Origin of the sequence: Saccharothrix variisporea (assembly GCF_003634995.1) — a bacterium.
In the GTDB taxonomy this organism is placed as follows: Bacteria; Actinomycetota; Actinomycetes; order Mycobacteriales; family Pseudonocardiaceae; genus Actinosynnema; species Actinosynnema variisporeum.
Genome location: NZ_RBXR01000001.1, coordinates 7,830,475 through 7,846,306 on the forward strand (window position 1 = coordinate 7,830,475; position 15,832 = coordinate 7,846,306).

A 15,832-nucleotide genomic window follows, 5' to 3' on the forward strand; every position below is an offset into this window, starting at 1 on the left:
GACTCACCCGAGCCGGTGGCCGTTCCCGTTTCCCCGTCACCGGGCGTAGACGCGCTCCACGAACTCCGCGATCTGGTCCTCGGTCAGGTGCCGGGCGATGTCCGCCTCCGACACCATGCCGACCAGCCGGTGCTCCTCGATCACCGGCATGCGCCGGATCTGGTGCTCTTCCATCTGCCGCAGCACGTGCGAGATGTCGTCGTCCGCGTCCACCCAGTGCAGGTGCCCGGACAACTCACCGGCCTTCATCTCCTCGCAGGACCGCCCCTCGGCCACGCACCGCACCACGATGTCGCGGTCGGTGATGATGCCGTGCAGCCGGTCGTCCCGCCCGCAGATCGGCAGGGACCCGACGTTGAGGTCGCGCATCATCCGCGCGGCGTCGAGCAGGCTCTGGTCCTCCTTGATGCACTGGACACCGGCGTTCATGATCTCCCGTGCGGTGGTCATACCGAACCTCCTTGTTCCTCGACCACCACCCAGCATCTCTCGCCGCGGCCCACCCGGCATCTCGACAGCCGTGCTCAGGTCTGCGCCACCAGCAGGTCCACCACGTCGGAGAGCGAACCGCGCCGCGCGAACGCCCGCCGCTGCCGAGCCGCCCCACCACCGTCGGTCAGCAGCCGCTCCACCCCGTCGACCACCAGGTCTTCGTCCCCGCTGGCCCGCAACGCCGGCCGCACCCACTCCACCAGCGCCCGCACCCGTTCCGCCGCCCGCACCAACCGCCCGGTGTGCGGCTCGACCGCCGCACCGCCCACCCCGTCCCGGGCCGCCCGCCACAACGCCGTCCGCAACCCCAGGTCCGACACCACCGGCACCGGCCGCCCGGACAACGCGGTCGCCGCGACCGCCCGCACCAGCGCCGCGATCAGCACCGCCTCCTCCACGGTCCCGGCCACGTCGCACACCCGCAGCTCCACGGTCGGGTGGTTCGCCGACAGCCGCACGTCCCAATAGACCATCCCCGGGTCCAGGGCCGCGCCCGACATCCGCAGCGTCTCCATCCGCCGGCGGTAGTCCTCCGCCGAGGCGAACCACGGCGGCGCCCCGGCGGACGGCCACGGGCTCCACGACACGTACCGCCAGCTCGCGTACCCGCTGTCCCGCCCCTCGGAGAACGGCGAGTTCGCGCTGACCGCCAGCAGCACCGGCAACCACGGCCGCAGCGCGTTGGAGATGAGCACGCCGGTGTCCTCGTCCGGGATGCCGATGTGCACGTGGCACCCGCAGATGGTCAACCCGTCGATCAACGACCCGTACTGCCGCGCGATGTCCCGGTACCGGGGCCGGTCGGTCAACGGCGGTGGCCGCACCCCGCCCAGCACCGGCGTCCCGGTCGCCACGATCCGCGCCCCGTGCTCCCGCGCCAACCCGCCCAGCGCCCGCCGCGCCAGCACCAGCTGCTCGCGCACCTCGTCCATCGTCCGGCACACGGCCGTAGCGCTCTCCACCTGGAACGTGGTCATCTCGGCTTGGAGGTCCAACTCCCCGTCGGCGTCCCCGAGCACCGCGCCGGCGATCGGCACCAGATCCCCGGACACCGCGTCGACCAGCAGGAACTCCTCCTCGACCCCGATCGACAGCGCCCCGGAAACCCCGGCCCCCGGACGCGGTGGTGCGACGGCCTCGACTTCGCTCACCGGAGCCTCCCTGCGGTGCGTAGTCACCCTGATGCTATGAGTGATCAGCGGACCCGCACAGGCAGCGTTGCGGTGAACTTCGAAATACCCACGACCAGCCCGCCACCAGAGGCACTAGCCGGCGGCGAGGTGCGGCCCACCGCGCAGCACGTCCACGTGGTCGCTGCCCGGCCGGCCGAGCACCCAACTGTTGCCCCGCAACGACTTCGCGTGCTCCTTCAACGGCGCCAGCAGCCGCGACACCTCGCGGTAGGACCCGACCGTCCCGGCCGCGCACACCAGCGTCGCCAGCGACAGCGTCACCGCGTGCCCCTCGGCCTCGAACGGGTGGTCCAGCACGCCGGCCGCGTACGGCACGACCTCGTTCAGCCCGGCCACCACCAGGAAGTCGTCCCCGCCGACGTGCCCCACCTGCACACCGGGGTAGGCCGCCGCGCCCTCGGACAGCGTCCGGCCCAACGCCCGGATCAGGTCGTCGCCGGCCGCGAACCCCACGCTGTCGTTCACCCGCTTGAACGAGTCCACGTCCAGCCAGCCCACGGCGAAGATGTCACCGGCCAGGATGCGCCGGTCCACCTCGCGCGCGATCGACTCGCTGCCGGGCAGTCGCGTGAGCGGGTTGAGCGCCGCCGCCTGCTCCACCTTCATCTCGGCGATGCCGCGCACCACGTCGGCCACGCGCACCACACCGAGGCACTTGTCCTCGTCGTCCACGACCACCAGGTCGTCGTTGGTGCGCTCCCGGCCGGTGTTGGCGACGATGTCCAGCATCTCCAGCGCCGAGGACTCCGCACCGATCACCCGCGGCTTGTCCGCCAGCCGCGCCGCCTCGCGCTTGGCGTGCAGGGCGTGCCCGAACGGCCCGGTGACCGCGAGCAGGAACCGGTTGCGGTCCACCGTCCAGCACGGCCGGCCCTCGTCGTCCACCAGCACCACGCCGCTGACCGTCGGCTGGGTGGCCAGCACGTCCCGCACCTCCTCCGACGTCGCCGACTCGGGCAGCGTCGTGGCCGGGTGCAGGAAGTCGGTCACCTTCGGGCCGGACTTGCGCCGCAGCGGCTGGGTCATCGTCTTGGCCACGGCCTCGGGGTCGTTGAGCTCGCTGAGCACCGCCGAGATGGTCGCGTTGACCTTGGGCCGGCGCTGCGCCTCGGCCAGCAGGTTGCCCTGCGCCAGCCGCACGCCCAGCTTGCGCAGCGCGGCCAGCTGCTCCTCGGTCTCCACACCCTCGGCGACCACCAGCGACTCCGTCGCCTCGCACAGGTGCTGCAAGCCCTGGACCAGCGCGAAGCGCGCCGGGTCGGCGATGGCCTGCACGACCTCCCGGTCCAGCTTCACCACGTCGGGGCGCACCTCGGCCAGCAGAGACAGCGGCGAGTCGCCCTCGCCCACGCCGTCGAGCCCGATCCGGAACCCGTCCGCGCGCAGCCGCTCCAAGCCCTTGACCAGGCGGGGGCGTGGCGCACGGGTGTAGGGCGTGCCGACCTCGACCACCAGGTTCGACGGCGCGCGCCCGGTGTCCCGCAGCGCCGCGTACAGCGGGGCCAGGTGCTCGGGCTTGTCCGCGATCGTCATCGCGAGCAGGTTGACGTGCAGCGGCAGGGTGAAGTCGTGGTCGGCGGCGTGACGCACCGCTCGACAGGCCAACGCCACGTCGGTGTTGGCCAGGTACCCCGCACGGAACGCCATGCGGAGCAGATCCTGCACGCTGCCGTCGTGCGGGCGAGCCAGTGCCTCGACCGCGACGACCCCTCCGGTGTTGAGGTTGAACAGCGGCTGGAAGGCGAACCGAACGTCATCCAGCAATGCGGGCACGGCACGATCGTGCCTGGTCGATCTTGTCTTGCCCAGACCGTTAACCAGGAGTTCGCTCAGCTTTGGCCGGTTGCAAAGCAAATGCCAGGCGGGCGCGCAACCGCCAGGGCGCGGCGCGGAACAAACCGGACATCGCGTGGACGGTCCCGCGCAGGTCGGAGCGGTCGCCGAGGTAGTTTCGTTGCTGATTCTCCGGCATTTGGAAAAAGTGGTCGAAGAATTCCGGAACCTCGTCGGGCCGCATGCGCAGCAACGCTTCGAGACCGAACCTGCGCAATGCGTGAACAGTTCGCGTTCCGGGCGACCAGACCACCCGGTCCACCGGATCGCCGTCCGCCACCGCCCGCGCGACCGCCGGCGCGAGCCGCAACGCCGCCGCCACGCTGTACCCGGTGGCCGGGTGCAGCAACCCGCCCGCCGCACCGAACGCGTTCTCCCGGCGCGGGGCGTCCAACACGATCCGCACCCGCTCTTCCTCGCGCGGGACGGACACCCCGCGCTTGTCCAGCCGCGCGTGCAACCGCCGGCGCAGTTCGCCCAGCGGCAACCCGGGCCGCCGCGCCAACGACGTCTCCTCGACCAACACCTCGCTGGCGGACACCGGCACCACGTAGAGGAAGGACGGGTCGGGCATCCCGGCGTCCGGCGGCTTGCGCCAATCCATCACCACCGCCTCGTCCCCGTCCAGCCACCCGTCCCGCGGCACCACCACACCCACGGCGTGCTGCGCCGCCCGCCCGCCGCCACTTGTGCTGCTGCCTGCGCGAGTACCGGTGCCCGTGCCCGACGCATCGACCACCCGCCGCGCCCTCAGCACCCGGCCGTCCGCCAGCCGCACCGCCGTGGAGGTCTTCGCGACGACCGTGCCCCTGACGACCCGCACGTCCGGGGGCAGCGCCCGCAGGCCCTCGTTGTCCAACACCGCATATCCGCGCCCGAGCCGGTGTTCGCGCACCGCCCACACCCGCGTCCGCGACGTCTCCACCGCGACTGGTGCACCCTCGGGCAACTCGTCCGACCAGGCTGCGTAGGTCGCGCGCCAAGGGCGGTCCGGGCGCGGGTCTACCACAGTCGTCTCCAACCCGATCGCCGCACACGCCCGCGCCAACGCCCGCCCGGCCGGACCGCCCCCCACCACCAGCACGTCCATCTAGCGCGATTCCCGCGAGTCCGGGGGACGGGTGTTGCCCGACAGCAGCGGCTCGTACTGCGCCACCACGTCCGCCAGCTGCGCACACGTCCGCTCGATCGCCCGCCGCGCCGCGTTCCGCTCGGAGATCACCGCGCTGAGCACGAGCGTCGTCAACGCCACCGTCCCGTTGAACGCCTGCAACGTCACCATCTTGCCCAGCAGGTCGAGGTCACCCCCGAACACACCCGTGCCCTCCGCCGCACCCCGCGCCGCGATCACCGCCGTGAGGAACGAGCACGGCGCCGCGCCCACGTGCTGGAAGCGGAGTGCGGCCCAGATGAGGAACGGGAAGACGATGAACGTCATGCGCAGCGGCACCGTCGTGATGAGCACCGTCACCCCGGCCGTCGCGAGCAGCAGCGCGGCCCACTCCAGCCACCGGTACAACGTCGTCGGCCACTCCGCTCGGTTGCGCAGCGCCAGCACGATCGGCACGACCACCAGCACACCCATCGCGTCACCGGTCCACCACACCGACCACGTCGACCAGAAGTGCGTCCCGTCGACCACACCGTTGAGCGCCAGCGCGCCCGTGCCGACTGTCGCGCTCACCGCCATCCCCCCGAACGCGCCCAGGAACACCAGGGCCAGGGCGTCCCGGATGCGGTCCACCTCCAGCCGGAACCCCGTGTGCTTGAGCAGGAGGAAGGCGACCACCGGCCCGAGCGTGTTGCCCGCGCTGATCACGAACGCCGGACCGCTGTCGCCCAGCGTCGCGTTGACGACGAACGCGGCGATCGCGATGCCCGGCCACATCCGCACGCCACCCAGCAGCAGCGACAGCAGCGCGATCCCCGTCGGCGGCCACAGCGGGGTCACCTGGTCGTTGACCAACGCCTGCAGCAGACCGAGTCGTGCGCCCACGTAGTAGCAGGAGGCCACCACCAGGAGGTGGAGCCCGTACCTGCCCCACGGGCGGAGTCGAGGGGAGAGGAGCACGCGGACAGCATCCTCCGCCCTCGGCCACCGCACCACGTCTAGCTGCGGTTTCGCGGTAACCGACCCCCCGATTTTGTTCCCGCACCACACTCGTGTAAGTTTCTCTCTGCCAGCGCGGAACGGGCCGGGACAGACCGGAACGCCAGCGCGGGACACAAGCCCCGGAGAAAGTCACTCGAATCGAGTGGGTTACGATGGTGAGCGCGTGTTCTTTGAGAACTCAACAGCGTGCCGAATAGCCAGTAAATTTATGAACCTCGTCAAGAGGTTTCCTTTGAGATTGACTGGACAACTGGCAATATCGCGGACCATATTCCGGTCCGTGTGTCAGTGTTGTTCGAGCGATCAAACACAATCCTTATCGGAGAGTTTGATCCTGGCTCAGGACGAACGCTGGCGGCGTGCTTAACACATGCAAGTCGAGCGGTAAGGCCCTTCGGGGTACACGAGCGGCGAACGGGTGAGTAACACGTGGGTAACCTGCCCTGTACTCTGGGATAAGCCTGGGAAACTAGGTCTAATACCGGATACGACCACTTCGGGCATCCGTTGTGGTGGAAAGTTCCGGCGGTATGGGATGGACCCGCGGCCTATCAGCTTGTTGGTGGGGTGATGGCCTACCAAGGCGACGACGGGTAGCCGGCCTGAGAGGGTGACCGGCCACACTGGGACTGAGACACGGCCCAGACTCCTACGGGAGGCAGCAGTGGGGAATATTGCACAATGGGCGAAAGCCTGATGCAGCGACGCCGCGTGAGGGATGACGGCCTTCGGGTTGTAAACCTCTTTCAGCAGGGACGAAGCGCGAGTGACGGTACCTGCAGAAGAAGCACCGGCTAACTACGTGCCAGCAGCCGCGGTAATACGTAGGGTGCGAGCGTTGTCCGGAATTATTGGGCGTAAAGAGCTCGTAGGCGGTTTGTTGCGTCGGCCGTGAAAACTTCACGCTTAACGTGGAGCCTGCGGTCGATACGGGCAGACTTGAGTTCGGCAGGGGAGACTGGAATTCCTGGTGTAGCGGTGAAATGCGCAGATATCAGGAGGAACACCGGTGGCGAAGGCGGGTCTCTGGGCCGATACTGACGCTGAGGAGCGAAAGCGTGGGGAGCGAACAGGATTAGATACCCTGGTAGTCCACGCCGTAAACGGTGGGTGCTAGGTGTGGGGGGCTTCCACGTCCTCCGTGCCGCAGCTAACGCATTAAGCACCCCGCCTGGGGAGTACGGCCGCAAGGCTAAAACTCAAAGGAATTGACGGGGGCCCGCACAAGCGGCGGAGCATGTGGATTAATTCGATGCAACGCGAAGAACCTTACCTGGGCTTGACATGCACCGGAAACCTGCAGAGATGTAGGCCTCTTCGGACTGGTGTACAGGTGGTGCATGGCTGTCGTCAGCTCGTGTCGTGAGATGTTGGGTTAAGTCCCGCAACGAGCGCAACCCTCGTTCCATGTTGCCAGCGCGTTATGGCGGGGACTCATGGGAGACTGCCGGGGTCAACTCGGAGGAAGGTGGGGATGACGTCAAGTCATCATGCCCCTTATGTCCAGGGCTTCACACATGCTACAATGGCCGGTACAGAGGGCTGCTAAGCCGTGAGGTGGAGCGAATCCCAAAAAGCCGGTCTCAGTTCGGATCGGGGTCTGCAACTCGACCCCGTGAAGTCGGAGTCGCTAGTAATCGCAGATCAGCAACGCTGCGGTGAATACGTTCCCGGGCCTTGTACACACCGCCCGTCACGTCACGAAAGTCGGTAACACCCGAAGCCCGTGGCCCAACCCGTATGGGGGGGAGCGGTCGAAGGTGGGACTGGCGATTGGGACGAAGTCGTAACAAGGTAGCCGTACCGGAAGGTGCGGCTGGATCACCTCCTTTCTAAGGAGCATCTGCAAGTGCACTTCGGTGTGCTTGGAGGCCACGCCGACGGCGAACGATCGTCGGGTGGAGCTCATATTAGTGGATGCTGGCTAATGCAGAACCTGGGATTGTCTGCGGAGTTAGTACTGCTCGCTTGCGAGCGTGGAAGGGTCCGTCGAGGGTTCAAGGCTTCTGTTCGGTACGCTGTTGGGTCCTGAGAGAACACGTGAGTGTCTCTTTCAGCGAGAAGACACAGGGCTCTGCCCGTCTTCGAACCGCCCGGTTGTCGGGTAGGCGAGACAGTAGTGGTGGGGTTGTCTGGTTGTTCTTTGAGAACTGCACAGTGGATGCGAGCATCTTTGTGGCAAGTTATTAAGGGCATACGGTGGATGCCTTGGCACCAGGAGCCGATGAAGGACGTAGGAGACTGCGAAAAGCCTTGGGGAGCTGTCAACCGAGCTGAGATCCAAGGGTGTCCGAATGGGGAAACCCGGCCCCAGTCATGTGGGGTCACCCATACCTGAACACATAGGGTATGTGGAGGGAACGCGGGGAAGTGAAACATCTCAGTACCCGCAGGAAGAGAAAACAACCGTGATTCCGTGAGTAGTGGCGAGCGAAAGCGGAAGAGGCTAAACCGTACTCGTGTGATACCCGGCAGGGGTTGCGTGTACGGGGTCGTGGGACCTGTCTGATCGTTCTGCCGGACGGTCGAGGAGTAAGAAAACACTGTGGTTAGCGGAACGTGTCTGGAAAGCGCGGCCGTAGAGGGTGAGAGTCCCGTACGCGAAAACCCGGTGTCTCCTGACGGTTATCCCAAGTAGCAGCGAGCTCGTGGAATTTGCTGTGAATCTGGCGGGACCACCCGCTAAGCCTGAATACTCCCTGGTGACCGATAGCGGACTAGTACCGTGAGGGAAAGGTGAAAAGTACCCCGGGAGGGGAGTGAAATAGTACCTGAAACCGTGTGCCTACAATCCGTCGGAGCCTTTAGGGGTGACGGCGTGCCTTTTGAAGAATGAGCCTGCGAGTTAGTGCTGCGTGGCGAGGTTAACCCGTGTGGGGTAGCCGTAGCGAAAGCGAGTCCGAATAGGGCGTTTGAGTCGCGTGGTCTAGACCCGAAGCGGGGTGATCTAGCCATGGCCAGGGTGAAGCGTGGGTAAGACTGCGTGGAGGCCCGAACCCACCAGGGTTGAAAACCTGGGGGATGAGCTGTGGTTAGGGGTGAAAGGCCAATCAAACTCCGTGATAGCTGGTTCTCCCCGAAATGCATTTAGGTGCAGCGTCGTGTGTTTCGTGCCGGAGGTAGAGCACTGGATGGTCTAGGGGGCCCACAAGCTTACCGAAATCAACCAAACTCCGAATGCCGGTACGTGAGAGCGCGGCAGTGAGACTGCGGGGGATAAGCTTCGTAGTCGAGAGGGAAACAGCCCAGAACGCCGGCTAAGGCCCCTAAGTGTGTGCTAAGTGGGAAAGGATGTGGGGTCGCCCAGACAACCAGGAGGTTGGCTTAGAAGCAGCCACCCTTTAAAGAGTGCGTAATAGCTCACTGGTCAAGTGGTCCTGCGCCGACAATGTAGCGGGGCTTAAGCACACCGCCGAAGCCGTGTCATTCCAGTTTTGCTGGGATGGGTAGGGGAGCGTCGTTCAGCCGTCGAAGCGCCGGAGGAATCCAGGTGTGGAGGCTGGACGAGTGAGAATGCAGGCATGAGTAGCGAAAGCAGAGTGAGAAACTCTGCCGCCGGATGACCAAGGGTTCCTGGGCCAGGCTAATCCGCCCAGGGTAAGTCGGGACCTAAGGCGAGGCCGACAGGCGTAGTCGATGGACAACGGGTTGATATTCCCGTACCCGTGTGAACGCGCCCATGGCGAACCTTGTGATACTAACCGCCCGAAGCGCGGTCGGAGTCTTCGGACAACGACCGTTGTGGAGCGCGGGACCTGAACTTGTAGTAGTCAAGCGATGGGGTGACGCAGGAGGGTAGCTCCGCCAGTGAGTGGTAGTACTGGTGTAAGCGTGTAGGGAGAGCTGTAGGCAAATCCGCAGCTCATGTATCCTGAGACGTGATGCATAGCCGATTGAGGCGAAGTAGGGTGATCCCATGCTGCCGAGAAAAGCCTCTAGTGAGTGTTCATGCGGCCCGTACCCCAAACCGACACAGGTGGTCAGGTAGAGAATACCGAGGCGATCGGGCGAACTGTGGTTAAGGAACTCGGCAAAATGCCCCCGTAACTTCGGGAGAAGGGGGGCCGAGGGATTTGAAGCCCCTTGCGGGCTAGGATTTTTCGGCCGCAGAGACCAGCGAGAAGCGACTGTTTACTAAAAACACAGGTCCGTGCGAAGTCGCAAGACGATGTATACGGACTGACGCCTGCCCGGTGCTGGAACGTTAAGGGGACCGGTTAGCTCTTCGGGGCGAAGCTGAGAACTTAAGCGCCAGTAAACGGCGGTGGTAACTATAACCATCCTAAGGTAGCGAAATTCCTTGTCGGGTAAGTTCCGACCTGCACGAATGGCGTAACGACTTCTCGACTGTCTCAACCACAGGCCCGGCGAAATTGCACTACGAGTAAAGATGCTCGTTACGCGCGGCAGGACGGAAAGACCCCGGGACCTTTACTATAGCTTGGTATTGGTGTTCGGTTCGGCTTGTGTAGGATAGGTGGGAGACTGTGAAGCTGTGACGCCAGTCATGGTGGAGTCGTCGTTGAAATACCACTCTGGTCGTACTGGATGTCTAACCTCGGTCCGTGATCCGGATCAGGGACAGTGCCTGGTGGGTAGTTTAACTGGGGCGGTTGCCTCCCAAAGGGTAACGGAGGCGCTCAAAGGTTCCCTCAGCCTGGTTGGCAATCAGGTGTCGAGTGCAAGTGCACAAGGGGGCTTGACTGTGAGACCGACGGGTCGAGCAGGGACGAAAGTCGGAACTAGTGATCCGGCCATGGCTTGTGGAAGCGTGGTCGCTCAACGGATAAAAGGTACCCCGGGGATAACAGGCTGATCTTGCCCAAGAGTCCATATCGACGGCATGGTTTGGCACCTCGATGTCGGCTCGTCGCATCCTGGGGCTGGAGTAGGTCCCAAGGGTTGGGCTGTTCGCCCATTAAAGCGGTACGCGAGCTGGGTTTAGAACGTCGTGAGACAGTTCGGTCCCTATCCGCCGCGCGCGTAGGATACTTGCGGAAGGCTGTCCCTAGTACGAGAGGACCGGGACGGACGGACCTCTGGTGTGCCAGTTGTCCTGCCAAGGGCATTGCTGGTTGGCTACGTTCGGAAGGGATAACCGCTGAAAGCATCTAAGCGGGAAGCTCGTTCCTAGATGAGGTATCCCACCCTTTGTGGGTTAAGGCCCCCAAGAGACTATTGGGTTGATAGGCCGGAGATGGAAGGTCGGTAACGGCTGGAGTTGACCGGTACTAATAGGCCGAGGACTTGCTACGAAGACGCTACGCATCCACTGTGCGGTTCTGAAAGAACCGAACCAGACCCTGAGCGGCCGTGAGGCCTGGCTCGGGCCTGTTGGGCGGTAATTTCATAGTGTTTCGGTGGTCATAGCGGTTGGGGAACACCCGGTCCCATTCCGAACCCGGTAGTTAAGCCTTCCAGCGCCGATGGTACTGCACTCGTGAGGGTGTGGGAGAGTAGGACGCCGCCGAACATAACTTCACCCTCAGGGGCACACGGTCATCGTGTGCCCCTGAGGGCTTTTTGCGTTCCCAGGAGTGCCGACGAGCCGGTCACGGACTACTTTCTTGCCATGCACCGCGACCACGACCCCCGCACGCTGCGCCGGTCCGGCGGCAGAGGAGGCGGCACGGCCGACCTGGCCACCAGCCCGTACCGCGTCGACCGCGACCGCGTGGCCAGCTCGCCGTTCTTCGCCCGCCTGGGCGGCGTCACGCAGGTCGTCAGCTCCACCGGGTCCGGTCTCCTGGTGCACAACCGCCTCACGCACAGCCTGAAAGTGGCGCAAGCCGCCCGAGCCATCGCCGAACGCCTCACCGCGCGCCCCGACCTCGTCGGTGTCCTCGACAAGCTCGGTGGCTGCGACCCGGACGTCGTGGAGGCCGCCGCCCTCGCGCACGACCTCGGCCACCCGCCGTTCGGGCACCTCGGCGAGCAGGTCCTCGACCGCCTCGCCCGCCACCGGTTCGGCCTGTCCGACGGGTTCGAGGGCAACGCCCAGTCCTTCCGGATCGTCACCACCACCGACGTCCGCGGACCCAACGCCCTGGGCCTCGACCTGACCGTCGCGGTGCGCGCGGCCATGCTCAAGTACCCGTGGACCCGCCTGTCCTTCCCGACCCCGCACCCGCGCGACCTCCCCGCACCCCCGCGCGGCGCGGCCGAACCGCCCGACGCCCCCGGCACGGGCGCGGTGAAGTTCTCCGCCTACGTCACCGAACTCGAAGACCTCGCCCAGGCCCGCGACTTCTACACCGGACTCCTGGAGCCGTGGCAGCAGACCGTCGAGGCGTCCGTGATGGACACCGCCGATGACATCGCCTACGCGATCCACGACCTGGAGGACTTCCACCGCGTCGGCGTCCTCCAGCACGCGACCGTCTCCGCCGAACTCAACACCTGGCTGGACCAGGCGCTCGACCTCGCCGCGCTCAGCGCCGCCGACCTCGCTGCCCAGCAGCGCCGCCCCGGCCGTTCTCTCGAGACCCTGCGCCGTCGCCTGCACGCCAAGGACTCGTGGGCCGTGGACGACGACGCCTTCGCCCACGCCGTGGCCAAGGTGAGGTCCGAACTGGTCGACGGTCTGCTCGCGGTCCCGTTCGACGGGTCGGTGGAAGCCGAACAGGCCGTCGCCGGCTTCTCCGCGCGCTGGACCCGCCGGCTGGTCGACTCGGTCGGCGTCATCGAGGAGCCGACCACCCGGTCCGGTCACGTCGTGCTCGCCACCCCGCAGTGGCACGAGGTGCAGGTGCTGAAGTTCGTGCACCGCCGGTTCGTCCTGCTGCGCCCGGACCTCGCGCTGCACCAGCGCGGCCAGGCCCGGCTGCTCACCGCGCTGGTCGAGGCGCTGGAGCAGTGGGCGACCGACCGGCACGAAGCGGACCGGCTCCCGCGCCGCCTGCACGACCTGATCGAACTCGCCACCGCCGAGTACACGACTCTGGCCCGCTCCGAACCGCACACCCTCGTGGGCGCTACGGGCGACGGACCGTCCGGACCGGACGCCGTTCGGGCGCTCGCGCGCGGCCGGGCGGTGGTGGACTTCGTCGCCTCGCTGACCGACAACCAGGCCGCGGCGCTGCTGGACGCGGTGTCCGGACGGACCGGTCAGCTGTGGACGGACGCCTTTGTTCTGTGAACTGTGATGGATCTTACCGTCTGAGAAGTAGGCCGAACGGTGGCAGACGGTAAGTATCCGTGCGCAATACGTTGACCCCTCCGATCGGGGACACCCGGTCGCCGGACGCGTGCGTCGGGGGCACGCCCGAACCCTGGGGGAGACGCCTGTGCGCTCACCGAATCGCAGATCCCGAAGAAACTCCCTGGTCGCGGCGGGGGCCGCGGTCCTGCTGACCCTGGCGGCCGTGCAGCCGGCGGCAGCGGACCCGACCCCGGCGTCCAAGGGCGTCGAGCAGAAGACCGCGCTGCAGATCGCCGCGCTCCAGGAGATCAAGAGGTCCGCCACCGCCGCCGAGTCCAAACTGGACAGTGCGTTGCTGGTGGAGAAGCGCCGCCGCGCCACGCCCGGCGGCATCGGCAAGGTCCCGCAAGTGAACACCGGCGTGAAGGTCCAGCCGGGCAACACCGTGCTGGTCGACATCCGCGCCCACGAGGTCACCGACGACCTGGTCGCCGCCGTGCGCGCGACCGGCGCCGCGATCCACTCCACCTCCACGGTGGGCAAGACCGTCCGCGCTCAGGTCCCGCTCTCCGCGTTGGGCGGCCTGGCCGAGCGCGCCGACGTCCGCCGCGTCGAAGCCGCCGTCGAGTGGAAGTCCTTCCACAAGCAGGACCCGAAGGACGCCAAGGTCCCGTCCAAGGAGGACAAGGCGAAGGAGGTCGAGCAGCGCACGCTGTCCGCGCTGTCCTCCCGGGTCCTCGCGCCCAAGGTCGGCGAGGGCGACCGGGCACACGCCGCCGACACCGCCCGCCAGACCCACCACGTCACCGGCACCGGCGTGAAGCTGTGCGCGATCTCCGACGGTGTCGACGGCCTGCTGGCCTCGCAGACCGCGGGCGAGTTGCCCGCCGTGGACATCCTGCCCGGCGGGGGTGGTTCGGGCAGCGAGGGCACGGCGATGCTGGAGATCCTCCACGACATCGCGCCCAACGCCGAACTCGGCTTCGCCACGGCGATCCACGGCGACGCGAACTTCGCCGACAACATCCGCGGCCTGCGCTTCCAACTCGGCTGCGACGTGATCGTGGACGACATCCTGTACTTCAACGAATCCCCGTTCCAGGACGGCGTGATCGCCCGCGCCGTGGACGAGGTCGTGGCCGCCGGCGCGGTGTACTTCTCCTCCGCCGGCAACGAGGGCAACGTCGCGGACGGCACCTCCGGCCACTGGGAGGGCCAGTTCGTGGACTCGGGCGTGGGCGTCGGCAAGTTCGCCGGCACCGCGCACGACTTCAACCCCGACCCGAACGCCAAGCAGGTGTTCAACCCGCTGTCCGACCAGTCCGGCAACGTGCCGGTGACCCTGTTCTGGTCCGACCCGCTGGCCTCGTCGTTCAACGACTACGACCTGTACCTGGCCAACGCGCAGGGCAACGTCGTGGCGTTCAGCCAGAACAACCAGGACGGCGTGCAGGACCCGTACGAGCGGCTGAACACGCCGGCGAGCGGCACCGGGCTGCGGCTGGCCGTGGTGAAGTTCCGCGGCGAGGACAAGTACCTGTCGCTGTCCGCGCTCGGCGGCCGGTTCAAGGACTCCTCGGACGGCTTGAAGAAGTTCGCCACCCCGGGCGTGACCCGCGGGCACTCGGCGGCGAAGGGCGCGATCAGCGTGGCCGCCGCCCCGGCGAACACCCCGCTGCCGTTCGACCTGGAGCCCGGTGACCCGGCCAACCCGCGCGGCCCGTACCCGAACGCCTACGACAGCACGCAGAAGCCCGAGCGGTTCACCTCGGACGGCCCGCGCAAGGTGTTCTTCGCGCCGGACGGCACGCCCCGCGAGGAGGTGCGCCAGAAGCCGGACCTGACCGCCGCAGACGGTGTCGCCACCTCGGTGACCGGCTTCAACCCGTTCTTCGGCACGTCGGCGTCCGCGCCGAACGCGGCGGCGATCGCGGGCTTGATCCTGTCCGGCAACCCCGGCCTGACCCCGGCTGAAGTGCGCGAGGCGCTGACCGCGACCGCCCTGGACATCGCCGAGGCGGGTAGGGACAACCGGACCGGCGCGGGCGTCGTGCGCGCCGACCTGGTCCTGGCCTACACGGGTGCGTCGCCGCAGCCGCTGGCCAAGGCGCAGCCGCCGTCAGTGGTCAACGACAACGACGGCAGCCAGTACCTCAAGCCGGGCACCACGGCGACGGTCACCGTGCCGGTGACCAACGTCGGCGACGGCACGGCCGCGTCCACCAGCCTCGTGCTGACCACGCCGACCGCCGGGGTGACCATCGCGCCGCGGTCGAAGTACTACGGCAACGTCGACCCCGGCCAGACGGTGACCAACACGTTCAAGGTGACCGTGCCGGCGACGGCCCAGCTCGGTGTACCAGTTCGGTTGGACGCTCGCGTGTCTTTCGCCGGTTCGACATCGCCGACGTCCAGCACGTTCAACGTGCCGGTCGGTGAACCCTCGCGGGAGACCAAGCACTTCGCCTACACCGGCCCGGTCGTGCCCATCCCGGACAACGACGCGACCGGCGCGTCCGTGCAGATCCCGGTCAGCGGGGTCGGGCGCGGGGCGAAGCTGACCTTCTCGGTGGACGGCGCCACGTGCTCCGCCACGGACGGGGCCACGACGGTGGGCATCGACCACACCTTCACCGGTGACCTGGTCGGCACGCTGACCTCGCCGTCCGGCGCGACCGCCACGGTGTTCTCGCGCAGCGGCGGCACCGGCGCCAACCTGTGCCAGGTGGTGTTCGACGACTCCGCCGCGAAGGCGTACTCGACCGTGACCGCGAGCCAGGCGCCGTTCACCGGCACCTGGAAGCCCAACAGCCCGCTGGCGGCGCTGCTGGCCGAGCCGGTCGACGGCACGTGGACGTTCAAGGTGGTGGACCAGGTGGCGGCCGACAAGGGCTCCATCCGGGCGGTCTCGCTGCACATCAACGGTTACGCCTGATCGACCGCGGTAACGGCTGGTTGAAGGATCGGCCCCGGTGCCACGGGGCCGATCCGCCGACCGGAGCAGTCCTCACCCACGACGAAGGCCCCCGGAGCGCTCTCCGGTGGCCTTCGCGACTTCGG

At 66.9% G+C, this 15,832-nt stretch carries 7 protein-coding genes and 3 rRNA genes; 5 read left to right on the forward strand and 5 right to left on the reverse strand.

All coding sequences use genetic code 11. The annotated features are described in order from the left end of the window. Positions 1 to 36 precede the first annotated feature (36 nt). From DFJ66_RS35870 to DFJ66_RS35890, 5 genes are all read right to left on the reverse strand, one after another. The gene (locus DFJ66_RS35870) at positions 37 to 450 is read right to left on the reverse strand and encodes a CBS domain-containing protein (RefSeq protein ID WP_121228071.1); all 414 of its coding nucleotides are present in this window, start codon (positions 448 to 450) and stop codon (positions 37 to 39) included. A 74-nt stretch (positions 451 to 524) separates the two neighbouring features. Next, entirely contained in the window at positions 525 to 1,643 is a 1,119-nt protein-coding gene (locus DFJ66_RS35875) for a carboxylate-amine ligase (protein ID WP_121228073.1), read from the reverse strand. Between the two features lie 114 nt (positions 1,644 to 1,757). Beyond that, the gene (locus tag DFJ66_RS35880; protein WP_121228075.1) at positions 1,758 to 3,458 is read right to left on the reverse strand and encodes a GGDEF domain-containing protein; all 1,701 of its coding nucleotides are present in this window, start codon (positions 3,456 to 3,458) and stop codon (positions 1,758 to 1,760) included. Positions 3,459 to 3,498: 40 nt separating this feature from the next. Continuing rightward, a complete protein-coding gene (locus DFJ66_RS35885; RefSeq protein WP_121228077.1) occupies positions 3,499 to 4,608 on the reverse strand; it encodes a lycopene cyclase family protein in 1,110 nt (369 codons plus the stop codon). Further along, positions 4,609 to 5,589 (reverse strand): MASE1 domain-containing protein, encoded by a 981-nt coding sequence (locus DFJ66_RS35890; RefSeq protein ID WP_121228079.1) that lies wholly within the window; start codon positions 5,587 to 5,589, stop codon positions 4,609 to 4,611. A 358-nt stretch (positions 5,590 to 5,947) separates the two neighbouring features. Between DFJ66_RS35890 and DFJ66_RS35895 the strand changes: the two genes are divergently transcribed. From DFJ66_RS35895 to DFJ66_RS35915, 5 genes are all read left to right on the forward strand, one after another. Continuing rightward, positions 5,948 to 7,463: ribosomal RNA gene (locus tag DFJ66_RS35895) — 16S ribosomal RNA — on the forward strand. A 344-nt stretch (positions 7,464 to 7,807) separates the two neighbouring features. Beyond that, positions 7,808 to 10,886, forward strand: a 23S ribosomal RNA gene (locus DFJ66_RS35900). Between the two features lie 101 nt (positions 10,887 to 10,987). Next, a 5S ribosomal RNA gene (rrf, locus tag DFJ66_RS35905) occupies positions 10,988 to 11,104 on the forward strand. The 16S, 23S and 5S rRNA genes sit together here, the layout of an rRNA operon. 99 nt (positions 11,105 to 11,203) lie before the next feature. Further along, the gene (locus tag DFJ66_RS35910; RefSeq protein WP_121228081.1) at positions 11,204 to 12,769 is read left to right on the forward strand and encodes a deoxyguanosinetriphosphate triphosphohydrolase family protein; all 1,566 of its coding nucleotides are present in this window, start codon (positions 11,204 to 11,206) and stop codon (positions 12,767 to 12,769) included. Between the two features lie 148 nt (positions 12,770 to 12,917). After that, positions 12,918 to 15,707 (forward strand): S8 family serine peptidase, encoded by a 2,790-nt coding sequence (locus DFJ66_RS35915; RefSeq protein ID WP_121228083.1) that lies wholly within the window; start codon positions 12,918 to 12,920, stop codon positions 15,705 to 15,707. Positions 15,708 to 15,832: the final 125 nt, after the last annotated feature.